General features: G+C 71.7%; 11 protein-coding genes. 3 read left to right on the top strand and 8 right to left on the bottom strand.

Going from position 1 to position 14,475, the window contains the following annotated elements:
* Positions 1-166: 166 nt before the first annotated feature.
* The 3 genes from exaC to CSIV_RS09180 all read right to left on the bottom strand — a co-directional run bounded on the left by exaC (position 167) and on the right by CSIV_RS09180 (position 3,436).
* Positions 167-1,717, bottom strand: coding sequence for an acetaldehyde dehydrogenase ExaC (gene exaC, locus CSIV_RS09190; protein ID WP_077051077.1), 1,551 nt, complete (start codon positions 1,715-1,717; stop codon positions 167-169).
* 280 nt (positions 1,718-1,997) lie between these two features.
* Positions 1,998-2,573, bottom strand: coding sequence for a sugar O-acetyltransferase (locus tag CSIV_RS09185; RefSeq protein ID WP_077051076.1), 576 nt, complete (start codon positions 2,571-2,573; stop codon positions 1,998-2,000).
* Positions 2,570-3,436, bottom strand: coding sequence for a helix-turn-helix domain-containing protein (locus CSIV_RS09180; RefSeq protein ID WP_077051075.1), 867 nt, complete (start codon positions 3,434-3,436; stop codon positions 2,570-2,572). The genes CSIV_RS09185 and CSIV_RS09180 overlap by 4 nt, the downstream gene beginning before the upstream one ends.
* Before the next feature lie 126 nt (positions 3,437-3,562).
* Between CSIV_RS09180 and CSIV_RS09175 the strand changes: the two genes are divergently transcribed.
* A complete protein-coding gene (locus tag CSIV_RS09175) occupies positions 3,563-3,982 on the top strand; it encodes a (R)-mandelonitrile lyase (RefSeq protein ID WP_077051074.1) in 420 nt (139 codons plus the stop codon).
* Positions 3,979-5,013 carry a zinc-binding dehydrogenase gene (locus CSIV_RS09170; protein ID WP_175627589.1) on the top strand — a complete coding sequence of 345 codons (1,035 nt, stop codon included), beginning with the start codon at positions 3,979-3,981 and terminating at the stop codon, positions 5,011-5,013. Before CSIV_RS09175 ends, CSIV_RS09170 begins: the two co-directional genes overlap by 4 nt.
* A 55-nt stretch (positions 5,014-5,068) precedes the next feature.
* Here the strand turns inward: CSIV_RS09170 and CSIV_RS09165 are convergent, their stop codons facing one another.
* The 5 genes from CSIV_RS09165 to CSIV_RS09145 form a co-directional block, all read right to left on the bottom strand.
* Positions 5,069-5,593 carry a hypothetical protein gene (locus CSIV_RS09165; RefSeq protein WP_077051072.1) on the bottom strand — a complete coding sequence of 175 codons (525 nt, stop codon included), beginning with the start codon at positions 5,591-5,593 and terminating at the stop codon, positions 5,069-5,071.
* 28 nt (positions 5,594-5,621) lie between these two features.
* Positions 5,622-6,929, bottom strand: a complete 1,308-nt coding sequence (locus CSIV_RS09160) for a GAF domain-containing protein (protein ID WP_077051071.1) — start codon at positions 6,927-6,929, stop codon at positions 5,622-5,624.
* Positions 6,930-7,140: 211 nt separating this feature from the next.
* Entirely contained in the window at positions 7,141-9,000 is a 1,860-nt protein-coding gene (locus CSIV_RS09155; protein ID WP_077051070.1) for a M1 family aminopeptidase, read from the bottom strand.
* Positions 9,001-9,064: 64 nt separating this feature from the next.
* Positions 9,065-10,492, bottom strand: a complete 1,428-nt coding sequence (locus CSIV_RS09150) for a CCA tRNA nucleotidyltransferase (protein WP_077051069.1) — start codon at positions 10,490-10,492, stop codon at positions 9,065-9,067.
* A gap of 142 nt (positions 10,493-10,634) precedes the next feature.
* On the bottom strand, positions 10,635-12,149 hold the full coding sequence (locus tag CSIV_RS09145) for a DUF7059 domain-containing protein (protein ID WP_077051068.1): 1,515 nt from the start codon (positions 12,147-12,149) through the stop codon (positions 10,635-10,637).
* A gap of 106 nt (positions 12,150-12,255) precedes the next feature.
* On the opposite strand from CSIV_RS09145, the gene CSIV_RS09140 reads away from it, so the two are divergent.
* On the top strand, positions 12,256-14,385 hold the full coding sequence (locus CSIV_RS09140) for a DUF6049 family protein (RefSeq protein ID WP_139340653.1): 2,130 nt from the start codon (positions 12,256-12,258) through the stop codon (positions 14,383-14,385).
* Positions 14,386-14,475 lie beyond the last annotated feature (90 nt).

Raw genomic sequence — 14,475 nt, 5'->3', positions numbered from 1 at the left:
TGGGACGAGGTCCCGGCGACCCCGCAGCGCCACCGAGCAAAAGGGTGTGACCCCCGGGGGGCATCCCGGGGGTCACTGAGCGTCGGCGACCCGCCGCCCCGACGCTCTGTCCACGACGGCGCCAAGACGCTGCAGCCCGCAGCGCCCTGGCGCCAATGCCGCCGGCTTAGAAGAAGCCCATCGCGCCTTCGGCGTAAGACACCAGCAGGTTCTTCGTCTGCTGGTAGTGGTCGAGCATCTTGAGGTGGTTCTCACGGCCGATGCCCGACTGCTTGTACCCGCCGAACGCGGCGTGCGCCGGGTACTGGTGGTACGTGTTGGTCCAGACGCGTCCGGCCTCGATGGCCCGGCCGGCGCGGTAAGCGGTGTCGCCGCTGCGGCTCCACACACCGGCACCGAGTCCGTAGAGCGTGTCGTTCGCGATCGAGATCGCGTCGTCGAAGCTGTCGAACGACGTGACCGAGAGCACCGGGCCGAAGATCTCCTCCTGGAAGATCCGCATGTCGTTCGTGCCCTCGAAGACGGTCGGAGCGACGTAGTAGCCGCCCGACAGCTCGCCGCCGAGGTCGACCCGCTCGCCACCGGTGAGCAGCTTCGCACCGCCGGCCTTGCCGATCTCGATGTACGACAGGATCTTCTCGAGCTGGTCGTTCGAGGCCTGCGCGCCGATCATCGTCTCGGGGTCGAGCGGGTTGCCCTGCTTCACCTTGCCGACGCGTGCGAGGCCGTCGCCGAGGAACTGGTCGTAGATCGACCGCTGGATCAGCGCCCGCGACGGGCACGTGCACACTTCACCCTGGTTGAGGGCGAAGAGCGTGAAGCCCTCGAGCGCCTTGTCGTAGTACGCGTCGTCGGTGGCGCGGGCCACGTCCTCGAAGAAGACGTTCGGGCTCTTGCCCCCGAGCTCCAGCGTCACCGGGATGAGGTTCTGCGACGCGTACTGCATGATCAGGCGGCCCGTGGTGGTCTCACCCGTGAAGGCGACCTTGCGGACCCGCTTGTGCTGCGCCAGCGGCGCCCCCGCCTCGATGCCGAACCCGTTGACGATGTTCACGACACCGGCCGGCAGCAGGTCGCCGATGATGTCGAACAGGAACAGCAGGGATGCCGGGGTCTGCTCGGCCGGCTTGATCACGACGCAGTTGCCCGCGGCGAGCGCCGGGGCGAGCTTCCACGCGGCCATGAGGATCGGGAAGTTCCACGGGATGATCTGCGCCACCACACCGAGCGGCTCGTTGAAGTGGTACGCGACGGTGTTCTCGTCGAGCTGGCTGAGCGACCCCTCCTGGGCCCGCAGCACACCCGCGAAGTAGCGGAAGTGGTCGACGGTCAGGGGAATGTCGGCGGCGAGCGTCTCGCGCACCGGCTTGCCGTTCTCCCACGTCTCGGCGACAGCGATCATCTCGAGGTTCTGCTCGATGCGGTCGGCGATCTTGTTCAGGATGACGCTGCGCTCGGCGGGCGTGGTCTTCTTCCAGGATGCGAACGCCTTCCAGGCGGCATCCACTGCTCGGTCGATGTCGGCCGCGTCTCCGCGGGCGATTTCGCAGAACGGCTTGCCGGTGACGGGGGTGATGTCTTCGAAGTACTCGCCGCTGTGCGGCTCGACCCACTCCCCGCCGATGTAGTGCCCGTACCGCTCGCGATACTGGGCGACGGCCCCGCGCGAACCGGGGGCGGCGTAGACGCTGGAAACGCCTTCTTCGACGATGGTCATGCGTGTCTCCTTCGACGGTCATGAGACGCCGCGACGGCTTCGGGCGGCGATGCGCCGAACGTACGCCGCGCCACGTTGCATCCGGTTGCACGGGGGTCGGCCGGGACCGCGACCGCGAAAGCACACGATCCGTGCGAACGCACACGTCGCGGCCGCCCACAGCGTGTGACCTCGCACGGATCGTGTGCTCTCGGCGCCGCACGACCGCGCACGCACGTCGCGCGACCGCCCCGCACGCACGCGCCGGCCCCGCACCGCGCCGGCCCCGCCCGCGCCCCCCCTACGCCGGATCGTGGATGCCGCGCACCACCCGCGCGGGAGACCCCACCGCGATCGTGGCCGCCGGGACGTCTCTCGTGACCACCGACCCGGCGCCGACGACCGCGTCGTCGCCGATCGTCACTCCGGGCAGGACCGTGACGTTCGCCCCGAGCCACACGTTGCGTCCGAGGACCACCGGCGCGGGCAGCAGATCCGCGCGGCGAGCGGGGTCGATGCCGTGCTGCAGCGTCGCGATCACCACGTTGTGGCCGATCAGGCAGTCGTCGCCGATCGTGATGCCGCCCTGGTCTTGGAAGCGGCATCCGGAATTGATGAACACCCGCTCGCCCAGCCGGATATTGCGACCGAAATCGCTGGTGAAGGGCGGGAAGAGCGTGACGGACTCGTCGACCTCGCGGCCCGTCAGCCGCGCGAGGAGCGCACGAACGTCGTCGGGCTCGCGGTACGCGGAGTTCAGCTCGGCGGCGATCCGCAGGGCCTCCTGACTCGTGGCGTGCATGACCTCGTGGAGGGGCGATCCGCCGGCGATCGTGTCACCGCGGTCGAGGGCTTCGAGAAGATCATCGACGCTCACGGGCGAGCCGCCTCGCTGAGCGACCAGCTGGCGAGCATCTGCAGACGCTCGGCCGACGGCGACCCGGGTTCGGCGGTGTAGACCAGCAGCGCCATCCCGTCTTCAGCGGTGACGGCGAGTTCTTCATACGCGAGGGTGAGCTCGCCGACCACCGGGTGATGGAACCGCTTGGTCCCGGTCCCGTGGGTGCGCACGTCGTGCGCCGACCACAGGCGGGCGAAGGTCTCGCTGCGGGTCGTGAGCTCGCCGACCAGGTCCTGCATCGTGCGGTCGTGGGGGTCGCGCCCGGCCTCGACCCGCATGATCGCGACGCACATCTGCGCGAACAGCTCCCAATCGGGGTAGAAGTCGCGCGCCGCCGGGTCGAGGAACTGGAATCGCGCCAGATTCGGCGCCCGCCCGCCGGCACCGATGACGGGGGAGTAGAACGCCGCTCCGAGGGCGTTCGTGGCGACGAGGTTCTGGTGGCGGTCGCGGACGAACGCCGGCCCGCCGGTGATGGCATCCAGGGTCCTCTGCAGACCTGGACGCGCGGACACAGTGGCGCTCGACCGTCGCCGGGGTCGCCCGGAGGTCGGGATGCCATCGGCTGCCCGGGCGAGATCGAGGAGGTGCATCCGCTCGGTCTCGTCGAGCAACAGGGCGCGGGAGAGCGACTCGAGCACCGCGGCGGAGGCACCGGCGATCTGTCCGCGCTCGAGCTTGGCGTAGTACTCGACGCTCACGTCGGCGAGCATCGCGACCTCCGCGCGCCGCAGACCCGGAACGCGCCGATTGGTGCCCGCCGGCAGCCCCACCTGCTCGGGGGCGACGCGCGCGCGGCGGGTCGTGAGGAACTCCCGCACCTCGGCCTTGTTGTCCATGCCGTCCACGGTAGGACCGTCGCGCGGAGGAAGGGATGCCCTGGCGGTACACCTTCCGTCAGGGCCTCCCGCGGGGGCCGTCGACGGAGTGTGCTGGGCGTACCGCCCTGACGAACGGAGCACACCATGCGTACCCTCCCCATCCCACCGACCGTCAAGAACCCGCCCGAATGGTTCACCGGCGACGTCTGGCTCGACCCGGTCGTCTCACCGCAGCACGACGGTCAGCGTCTCCACGCCGGCCTCGTGCGGTTCGCCCCCGGCGCCCGAACGGCGTGGCATTCGCATCCGCTCGGCCAGACCCTGCGGGTGGTCGAGGGCACGGCGCGGGTGCAGGCGCGCGGCGGCGCCATCGTCGAGGTGCACGCGGGCGAGACGGTCTCGTGCCCGCCCGGCGAAGAGCACTGGCACGGTGCCGCACCCGACAGCTTCATGACGCACCTGGCCCTGTGGGAAACCCCCGAGGGCGCGGAGAGCGCGACGTGGGGTTCCCACGTCACCGACGACGAGTACAACGCCCCCATCACCGAGGAGAGCAACCGATGAGAGCCACACTGATGTACGGCGCGGGCGACGTCCGCGTCGAAGAGGTCGCCGATCCCACCATCGAAGAAGCCACGGATGCCGTCATCCGGGTGACGTACGCCTGCGTGTGCGGGTCCGACCTGCACCCGTACCACTCCCTCGAGCACACCCCCGAGGGGCGCCGGATGGGTCACGAGGCCATCGGCGCCGTCGAGAAGATCGGTGAGGACGTCCGCACCCTCGCGGTCGGCGACACCGTGATCGTGCCCTTCGCCTGGTCGGACAACACGTGCGTGTTCTGCCGCGACGGCATCACCACGTCGTGCGTGCACGGCGGCTTCTTCGACGGCGCCGGGTCGGCGACCCAGGCCGAGCGCCTGCGGGTCCCGCAGGTCGACGGCACCGCGGTCGTCGTCCCGGCCGGCACCGACGAGGCGCTCATGCCTTCGCTGCTGACGCTGTCGGACGTGTACCTGACCGGACACCACGCCGCCCACCGGGGCGGCGTCGCGCCGGGGAAGACCGTCGTCGTCATCGGGGACGGCGCCGTCGGTCTGTCCGCGGTCCTCGCCTCGCGTCAGCTGGGTGCCGAGAAGATCATCCTCATGGGGCGCCACGAGGCGCGAACGAACCTGGGTCGCGACTTCGGCGCGACGCACGTGGTCGCCGAGCGGGGAGACGAGGGCGTGACACGCGTGCTCGACCTCACCGGCGGCGAGGGCGCGCACGTGGTGCTGGAAGCCGTCGGACACATGCCCGCCTACGAGCAGGCGTACCGGATCGTCCGCCCCGGCGGAGTGATCTCGCGCGTCGGCGTCCCCCAGTACGAGGACGCACCCGTCGGCTTCACCTCGCTGTTCGGCAAGAACGCCACCCTGACCGGTGGACCGGCGACCATCCGGGCATACATCGAGGCGGCGCTCCCCCAAGTGCTCGACGGCAGCATCGACCCCGGCCGCGTCTTCGACCGCGAACTGCCGCTGTCCGAGATCGCGGAGGCGTACCGCCTCATGGACAGCCGCGAGGCACTGAAGGTGCTGATCCGGCCCTGACGCCCTTCACGGACGAGGGATGCCGCGACCCCGGGGCCGCGGCATCCATCGGCCTCTACGCGTCGGCGTCGACCAGCACCGACCGCAGCGGCGGGACGTTGACCTCGTGCAGGTCGACGTCGTCGAGGCGCTCGATGCTCACCACGCGCGGGGCGATCGCGCGGTCGTCGGCCACGATCCAGCTGCCGACGAGGAGGAAGCGGTCGTTGCCCGCGGTGATCGGACCCGTGACGGCGAAGGTCGCGGCCGTCGGCGTGACGAACGTGACGCGGACGGGCGTGCCGTGGGGGAGGGTCGAGGGGTCGACGACGTCGGCCGACAGGGCCGGCTCGGGCGCGGGGATGCCGAGATCGATGCGCTGGATCTCGGCGCTGGTCGCGAGGATCACATCGCCGACGAGCGGCTGCCCGCCCACGCCGATGCGGACGGCCCCCTCGATCGCGTACAGACCGTAGCGGGGCGATCGCACCAGGACGCGGGCGATGTCGCCGGCCTTGACCTCGGCGACGGCCTCGCGGATGCGCCCCACATCGCGACGGGCGCGAGCTGCCGAGAAGATGTCGAGCGTCTGTTCGTCCATGGATTCAGCGTAACCACGGGGTCCGACATCAGTCCTGTTCGAGACGCTCGATCCGCGACACGAGCCCGGCGCGCTTCGGCGACCGCGCGGGCAACATCCCGAGGCACAGCCGCAGCACCTCGGCATCCTCCCGCCCGTCGACGGTGTCGGCGTACGCGAGCAGCACGTCGATCCCCGCCTCCTCGATCAACGCCTCGCGCAGCGCTTGACGCACCGACTCCCGCACCTCGGCCACCCCCGGCGCCACCGAATCGGGCAGCACCGGCCCGCGGTAGGCGGCGAGCGCGACGCGGTGCGCCCCGCGATCGAGCAGCGACACCATCTGCTGGGCGTCGGTCTCGAGGCCTTCGGGCAGCCGGTAGGGGCGGGATGCCGGCACCAGCGCGGGCGCGAGGGGCTCGAGGACCTTCCGCAACCGCACCATCTCGGGGCGCAGCGTCTCGGTGGCGGGGTGCCCGTAGACCGCTTCGCTGAGCGCCTCGGCCGACATCCCCTCGCGGTGCACGGCGAGCAGCAGCAGGATCTCGGCGTGCCGCGCGCCGAGCTCGACCACCGTCTCGCCGGACTCGCCGGACACCTCGAGCAGCGCCCGATCCCGGCCGAGGATCCGCAGCAGCGCGCGCGTCCCGGGGGAGCGCCGCGGTCGACGCGGCGGGGGGTCCTGCTGCGCCCGGAGCCGCCCGACGAGGATCTCGCTCTCGATCGCCCGGGCCGTGGCATCCACCAGCAATTGCGCTTGCGGGGTCACGGCCTCGGGGCCTCCCGTGACGTCGATCATGCCGAGCAGCCGCCGCGTCTCGGGGTCGTGCACGGGCGCTGCGGTGCACGACCACGGCTGCACGAGCCGGTTGAAATGCTCCGCCCCGCGGATCTGCACCGACCGGTCGAGCCTCAGCGCCGTCCCGGGCGCGGACGTGCCCACGACGTCCTCCGACCAGTTCGCCCCGGCGATGAAACCCATGTCGCCGGTGCGCGTGCGGATGTGTCGATCACCCTCGACCCACAGCAGGCGTCCGGCGGCATCGCCCACGGCCACCACGACGCCGGAGTCCTCCGCCGACCCCGGCAGCAGCAGGGCGCGGATCATGTCCATCACCCCGGCGAGCGGGTGCGCGCGGCGATACGCCTCGAGCTCCTCGGACGCGAGATCGAGCGTCGGCAGACCCTCCGGACCGACGAGGGATGCCAGCGACCGCCGCCACGACTCCTGCACCAGCGGACGCACGTCGCTGAGCCGCCGATCCTCGTTACCGGCGAGCAGTTCGTCGTGGGCGCGCGCGATCAGCAGCCCCGAGTTCTCGGGGGAGACGGCGGGTCGCGACCACGGCGAAGACACGGGACTCCCATCGGCGGTGACGGTGTCGTGCCCAGTGTAGGTCGCCGTGCGCGGGGGTGGGCGGGTTCACAGCGGGATGCCAGGGGTCGGGCCGGGATGCCGCCCTCGGCGCTCGCACGACGGGTTCGGGGCGTGATTCTCCGTTCGGGGCGCGGGTTTTCTGCCCCAAACAGAGAAACGCGCCCCAAACCCGAGGTCGGGGCCGCCGGCCTCAGTCGACCTTCCGGCGACGACGCGCGGCGACCAGGATGACGGCACCGCCGATCAACAGCGACAGCGCGGCGATCAGGGGCACGGTGGCCGGCTTCGCGCCGGTTGCGCTGAGGGTGTGCGGGAGCGCGGCCGACGACGGACTCGGGGTCGCGGATTCCGTCGGACTCGGGCTCGCCGGCGCGGACACCGTCACGACGAGGGATGCCGTGGTGAACGGGGCGCCGAAGAAGTCGGTGCCCGATCCGGTCAGGGTGACCGTCCCCGGCGTCGACCAGTCGGCATCCGCGGTGTCCCACGTGACCGACGCGGGCGTGCCCGGTCCCGACTTGTAGTTCGGTGTGACCTCCGTGGGGAGGACGGGGGCCGTGCCGACCGTCGTCTCGGCGGTGAGCGGCTCGAACGAGACGATGTCCTCGGGGACCGCCGGCGGGGTGTCGCTCGAGATCCACTGCACGAGCGTGCGACTGAGGTCTCGGCCGGACACCTCGTTGGCGAGCGCCAGGAAGTCCTCCGTAACGACGGACGACCCTCCGTGCTCCTTCGTCCACGCCCGCATGATGCGATCGAAGCCGTCGGGGCCGACGGCGTTCATGAGGGCGCTGTAGACGTAGGAGCCGCGGACGTAGCTCTGATTGCCGAAGAGTTGGGCGGGGTCGGTCCACCCGACGGTCGGAACCTCCCAGATGTCGGGGTCGCCGTCGGGACCGACCGCCTGAGCGGCGAGGTCGCGCGGATCGCTCTGCTCTCGCACCTGCCACGCGTAATAGGACTCGAAGAAGGAGGCGCCGCCCTCGCTGAGCCAGATCTCCGACCAGGTGCGGGGGCTCACCGAATTGCCGAGCCACATGTGCGTGAGCTCGTGGAGCAGCGTGGCCTCGTCGATCCCGCCGTCGAAGAACGGCCGGTCCTGCGTCTCGAGGGCGTATCCCACGTTGGCGTAGTCGTAGATGAGGCCCGTGCTCTCCCCGGGGTACGGTCCGAGCTTCGTCTCGAGCCAGTCGAGCATCGAGGCGATGCGCCCGCGCATGCTCGCCACGAGCGCCTTGTCCTCGTCGGACGCGTCCGCCGTGACGAACGACCACTCGGGCAGCACGCGGCCGCTCGCCAGCGTGATGGTGGAGTTCTGGATGTCGTAGTGCCCGACCGCGAGCACGAGCATCGACGTCGACAACGGCGTTCCGACGTGCCACGACCATCGCGTGCGATCGGCGTCGACGGGCTCCTGTCCGACGAGATCGCCGCTGCTCGCCACCGACAGGTCGCGAGCATCCGTCTGGGTCGGAGCGGTGACCTCGATGTCGTAGGTCGCCTTGTCGCTGGGGGTGTTGTTGCTCGGCAGCCACGTCATCGTGCCCACCGGCTGCCCCAGCGCGACCACGCCGCCGCTGGTCGGCATCCACCCCTCGAACGACCCGTCCGGATCCTCGTGCGTGCCCGGAGCGCCGCGGTATTCCACCGTCACCGTGAAGTCGCCGGACACCGGAGCCGCCGGTGTGACGACGAGCTTGTGCAGCGTCGCGCCCTTGTCGTCCTCGCGTGCGAAGGTCGCCGCGACCCCGTCGACGGTGACGGTGTCGACGGTCAGCCCCTCGAAGTCGAGACGGATCGTGTCGAGCGTCGCCGCGGCCGAGGCGGTGATCGTGGTGACCACCGAGATGTCGTCGTTGGCTCGGTAGTCCATCTGCACGTCGTAGTGCTCGACATCGAAGTCCGACGTTCCCACCGCGGGGAAGATGTCGGCGGCCGGGTCGATGGTGTCGGCCACTGCGGCGCCCGGCAGGACCACGGCGGTCGCGAGGATTCCGATCGTCACCGTGGTGACGCTCAGCGCACGGAATGCGGGAGAGAGGGGGGTCATGAGGATGACCCTAGACACTGGGCGTTTCCCCAGCATTTCCATGGAGGAACGCCGGGCGGCCTCCTCAGCTCCGCGCGGCCCACCATTCGCGCAGGCGCTTCTCGGCCTCGTCCTCGCCGAGCACGCCCTCGTCGAGGCGCAGGTCGAGCAGGAAGCGGTATGCCTCACCGACCTCGCGGCCGGGCTTCAGGCCCAGGACTTCCTGGATGCGGTTGCCGTCGAGCTCGGGACGGATCGAGTCGATCTCCTCCTGCTCGCGCAGCGCCACGATGCGCGCCTCGATGTCGTCGTAGGCGGATGCCAGGCGCTGGGCCTTCCGCTTGTTGCGCGTGGTCACGTCCGCCCGCGTGAGGATGTGCAGGCGTTCCAGCTCGTCGCCGGCGTCGCGGACGTAACGGCGGACCGCGGCATCCGTCCACGCCCCCTCGGCGTAGCCGAAGAACCGCAGGTGCAACTCCACCAGGCGAGCGACGACCGTCGTGGTCGCCGCGTCGAAGCGCAGAGCCTGCAGGCGCTTGCGCGCCATGCGCGCGCCCTTGATGTCGTGGTGGTGGAACGTCACGCCGCCGCCGGATTCGAGACGCCGCGTCGCGGGCTTGCCGATGTCGTGCAGCAGGGCGGCCAGGCGCAGCGGCACGTCGGGCGCAGCGCCGGGGTGGCGCTGCTTCTCGAGCGCGATCGCCTGACGCAGCACCGTGAGCGAGTGCTCGTACACGTCTTTGTGGTGATGGTGCTCGTCGACCTCGAGGCGCAGCGCCGGGACCTCGGGAAGGAACTCCTCGATCAACCGCGTCTCCACGAGCACCCGGATGCCACGCACCGGGTCATCGGTCTGGAGCAGCCGCACGAGTTCGGCCTGCACGCGTTCGGGGCTCACGATCTCGAGCGTTCCGCGCAGCTCGGCGACGGCATCCAGCGTCTCGGCGTCGACCGCGAACTCGAGCTGCGAGGCGAACCGGGCTGCCCGGAGCATGCGGAGCGGGTCGTCGCCGAAGCTCACCGCGGGGTCGATCGGGGTGCGCAGACGCTGTGCGAGCAGGTCTTCGACGCCGCCGGTCGGGTCGACGAGCGTGCGCGAAGGGACGCGCAGCGCCATCGCGTTGACGGTGAAGTCGCGCCGCGTGAGGTCGGCCTCGAGGGTGTCGCCGAACTCGACCGTCGGCTTGCGGGTCACGCCGTCGTAGCTGTCGGCCCGGTACGTCGTGATCTCGACCTGCTCGCCCTGCACCTTGGCGCCGATCGTCCCGAAGGCGCGGCCGACGTCCCACTGCACCGACGACACCGGCTTCACGAGCGCCAGGATCTCGTCGGGGCGCGCGTCGGTCGTGAAGTCGAGGTCGTGCGTCGTGCGGCCGAGCAGCGCATCGCGCACGGGACCGCCCACGATCGCCAGATCGCGCCCCGCGTCGGCGAACACCCGCGCGAGGGTGGCGACCACCGGATGCTCGGCGAGCTCACCGAGGCGCGCGACACCGTCGGCCATGTTCAGCATGCCTTCGAGCCTAACCGGGGGCACCGTCGCCCCGGGGTCCCGTCGGCCACCTCGGCGCCGCCTCCCGGGTTGGGTGTCCAGGACACGCGGACGACGCGCCGACGCATCGGCGTGTCTCGGACACCGAAACCGGCGAGGGGCCTCACGCGTCCGCGAACGCGAGGAATCCGGTCACCAGCAACTCCCGCACCCGCGGCAGGACGTCCGCGCGGAGCTCTGCGGCATCCACGTCCAGGAGCTGGGCGATCGCGTCGATGAGCGACCCGACCGACAGGTCGCCGTCGCACGCCCCGACGAGGGCCGCGAGCGCCGAGTCGACGTCGAGCGTGCGGGCGAAGCCGCCGCCCTGGCGCAGCTCGATCACCGACGGCGACTCCTCGCCGGGCCGGTGGTGCCGGGCCTCGGTCACGTCGGGAGCGACTTGCAGGACAGCGGATGCCAGTCCCTCATCGTCCAGGAGGGCGGCACGGTCGTGGTTCTCCAGGCACGCTGCGAGGTGCGGGCCGAACGCGGACTCGCCGCCGCCCGCGACCCGCTCGTACCGGGACAGTGTCGGTGCGCCGGCCAGCGGGCGCCGGAGCAGCACGTAGCCGAAGCCGATTCCGGTGACGCCGCGGCTCGCGAAATCGTCGAGCCACGCGCCGATGAGCCGCGCGTACTCGGGCGTGCCCGGGATGGTGCCCCCGTCCCGCACCCACAACTCGGCGTAGGCGAGGGGGTCGAGCACCTCGCGCTCGATCACCCAGGCGTCGAGCGACGTGTCCACCCACCCGCGGACGCGATCGAGGCCGGCCTCGCCGTCGCGGTACTCCCAGTTGCCGAGCGACTGCGCGACCCCGCCGGGCGCGAGGTGCGCACCGACGGAGGAGATCACCGAGGCGACGAGCGCATCGCCCTCGAGCCCGCCGTCGCGGTACTCGTAAGCCGGGACGCCCGCGACACGCGGCGTGATCACGAACGGGGGATTGGATGCCACCCGATCGAACGTCTCCCCGTCGACCGGGTCGAAGAGCGAACCGAGCCGGGTCTCGATCCCGTCGACGTCGTTGAGCAGCGCGTTCAGGCGCGTGAAACGCAGCGCGCGCTCGGAGATGTCCGTCGCCACGACCCGCGGGACCAGCCGCCGCAGGCGGAGGGCCTGGATGCCGCAGCCGGTGCCGAGGTCGAGGGCCGAGCCTCCGCGCCACGTGAGCTGCAGCGTGGCCAGGGTCTGCGATGCCCCACCCACGCCGAGGACGTGGTTTTCGGGGAGCGGCCCGCCGAGCGCCGCTTCATCGAGGTCGCTCGCGATCCACCACTCGACGTCGCCGTCGGCATCCGCGAACGGTTGGGGGCGGATGAGGGCCGCGGGGACGACGCGACCACCGTCGAGCGCGACCAGACCGAGAGCCTCGGCACCGTCGAGTCCGAGCCCCGGGAGAGCCGCCGCCGCGTCCTCCCGAGCGACCGGTGCACCGAGGACCCACAGACGCCCGAGGACCGCGAGCGCGTCGCGTCGGCCGCCGAGGGCACGCTCGGCCGGCCCGCGCAGGCCTCGCGCGACGGCGTCGTCGGCATGGACGCCCCACGCCGCGCGCAGCGCCGCGCCCGCGAACCCCGCGGTCCGCAGATCGTCGGCGAGGGCACGGCACAGGGTCGGGTCTGGTTCGGGGAGCACCGCCCCATTCAACCGTCTGCGCGAGGCTATCGGGGGGTTCCGAGGCAGGCGGACCTAGACTCGTCGCGGTGCGAGGCCCCCTCGCCCCACCGACGCTCGTATGAACGTGACCTCCCTGCCCTCGGGCTCACCCGTGCCGCGGCGCTCTCTCACGCGCCGGTTCCTGGCGACCCTCGCCGCGGCCGCCCTCGCACTCGGACTCGCGGCGCCGCTCGCCGCCACCGCGGCGACCACCCCGACGCCCTCGCCGTCCGCCGGCGCCGTTGCGCCCACCCTGACCGCCGCGCCGGCCGGAAACGGCATCCTGCGTGCGGGGGAGACTCTCGCGGTCCTCACCACGCTCACCAACTCCGGGGGCGCGACCGTCTCCGCGACCTCCGTCTCGCTGTCGATCGGTGCGACACCGCTGGCCGATGACGCCGCCCTCACGCGGTGGCTGAGCGGCGACGCGTCCGGAGTCACGCTGCAGCAGATCGCGACCGGGAACCTGGATGCCACGGCCCCGGCGGCACAGACCTCGGTGTCGTTCACGGTGCAGGGCACCGACCCGGCCCTCCTCGGCCGCGCCGCCGGCGTCTACCCCGTCCTGGCCCAGACGGGTGGGGGAGCGTCGCTGCAGGCCCCGACGGTCGTCGTCGTCCCCGCGGACGGCGCGAGCACACCGCTGGCCGTCGTCGTGCCGATCACCGCAGCCCCCCGCACCGGTGGCCTGCTCACGGCTGACGAACTGGCCGACCTGACCGCGGTCGACGGCGCGCTCTCGGCGCAATTGGATGCCGTCGACGGTTCGGTCGCGACCCTCGCTGTCGACCCCGCGATCCCCGCCGCGATCCGGGTGCTCGGGTCGTCGGCGCCCCCCACCGCGGTCGCATGGCTGAAACGCCTGCTCGCCCTCCCCAACGACCGCTTCGCGCTGCAGTTCGGCGACGCCGACCTGTCGGCGCAGATCCGCGCGGGTGTCACCACACCGCTCGCGCCGACATCGCTGCAGTCCTACATGACGGCGTCCGATTTCACTCAGCCCGTCTCGGGGGTCACCACTCCGAGCCCCTCGGCCTCGGCGGCCCCCGGACAACCCTCCTTCCCCGACCTGACGGCCCTCCTCGACATCGGATCCGCCGACCAGAACGTCTTCTGGCCCGCCACCGGCTCGGTCGACGGCGCCGTGGTGAGTGCCCTCGGGAGCCTCGGCTCGGATGCCGCGCCGACCCGCATCCTCGTCGCCTCGAGCAACCTCGCGGGGGGCGCCGCCACCGCCACCGCCGCCGTGGGCGGGGTGGCGACGCCCGCGTACGACGCGGAGGTCTCCCGTGCCCTGACGACGGCGGCAGCCGAGAACGACACGGCCCGGCGCGGTGCGGCGCTGGCCGCCGTCTCCGGCCATCTCTCCTTCGCCCGAACGGGTGCGGACGACCGCCCCGTGCTGGCCGTTCTGGACCGGGGCACCGATCGCTCGCGCGTGAGCCTGCGTGCGACGCTGGGCGCCCTGGCATCCGCCCCCGGGTACACCCCCTCGACGTTCGCCGCGATCGCGAGTGCTCCCCTGACGGACGTGTCCCTCGCCGAGGCGACTCCCGACGCCGTCCGCGCAGCGGATGTCGCCGACCTGCTCACGGACGAGGACACGATCGATCGTTTCGCGACGATCCTCGACCAGCCGGAACTGCTCACCGGACGGGAGCGCGCCGAGATCCTGCAGGTGCTGAACGTCGCCTGGACCGGGGATGCCGCCCGCACGGCCGTCGCCGCCCACCGCTCCGCGACCCAGACGACCCTGGACTCGGTCGGCATCCTGTCGTCCGACTTCCGCCTGGTGAGTTCCAGCGCGCCGCTGCGACCGTGGGTGCGCAACGATCTGCCGTGGCCCATCTCGGTGGTGCTGCGGGCGCAGCCCGACGACGTGCGCCTGCGTGTGCAGGCCGACACCCCGATCGACGCCCAGGCGTCGGCGAACACGCGCACCGAGGTCCCCGTCGAGGCCCGGATCGCGAACGGCGAGGTCAACGTCTCGATGCAGCTCTACAGCCCGACGGGCGAGCTCATCGGTGCTCGGCAGGATGTGCAGGTCGAGGTCCGCGCCGAATGGGAGAGCATCGGCCTCATCGTCTTCATCGTCCTGGTGGCGGTGTTCCTCGGCATCGGTGTCCTGCGCACCGTCAGTCGCCGCCGGCGGGCGCGCGGGGCGGAGGCCCACGTCAGCACCCCCGGCGACGCCGAACAGGTCGGCCAGGACTGACGGGCGCGACCCCGCGCCAGCCCCCGGCCCGAGGAATATTGCGGGGCTAGCATGGGTTTCATCCGGCGGAATCAACGAAGGGAACGCGCT

The organism is Microbacterium sp. CSI-V (assembly GCF_001984105.1).
Classification (GTDB): domain Bacteria; phylum Actinomycetota; class Actinomycetes; order Actinomycetales; family Microbacteriaceae; genus Microbacterium.
This window is presented reverse-complemented; position numbering and strand designations above follow the sequence as displayed.

Bases quoted from the DNA above. Each gene is read 5' to 3' on its own strand.
- exaC (WP_077051077.1), bottom strand. From the start codon at position 1,717: ATGACCATCGTCGAAGAAGGCGTTTCCAGCGTCTACGCCGCCCCCGGT.
- CSIV_RS09180 (WP_077051075.1), bottom strand. From the start codon at position 3,436: ATGGACAACAAGGCCGAGGTGCGGGAGTTCCTCACGACCCGCCGCGCG.
- CSIV_RS09175 (WP_077051074.1), top strand. From the start codon at position 3,563: ATGCGTACCCTCCCCATCCCACCGACCGTCAAGAACCCGCCCGAATGG.
- CSIV_RS09170 (WP_175627589.1), top strand. From the start codon at position 3,979: ATGAGAGCCACACTGATGTACGGCGCGGGCGACGTCCGCGTCGAAGAG.
- CSIV_RS09165 (WP_077051072.1), bottom strand. From the start codon at position 5,593: ATGGACGAACAGACGCTCGACATCTTCTCGGCAGCTCGCGCCCGTCGC.
- CSIV_RS09155 (WP_077051070.1), bottom strand. From the start codon at position 9,000: ATGACCCCCCTCTCTCCCGCATTCCGTGCGCTGAGCGTCACCACGGTG.
- CSIV_RS09150 (WP_077051069.1), bottom strand. From the start codon at position 10,492: ATGCTGAACATGGCCGACGGTGTCGCGCGCCTCGGTGAGCTCGCCGAG.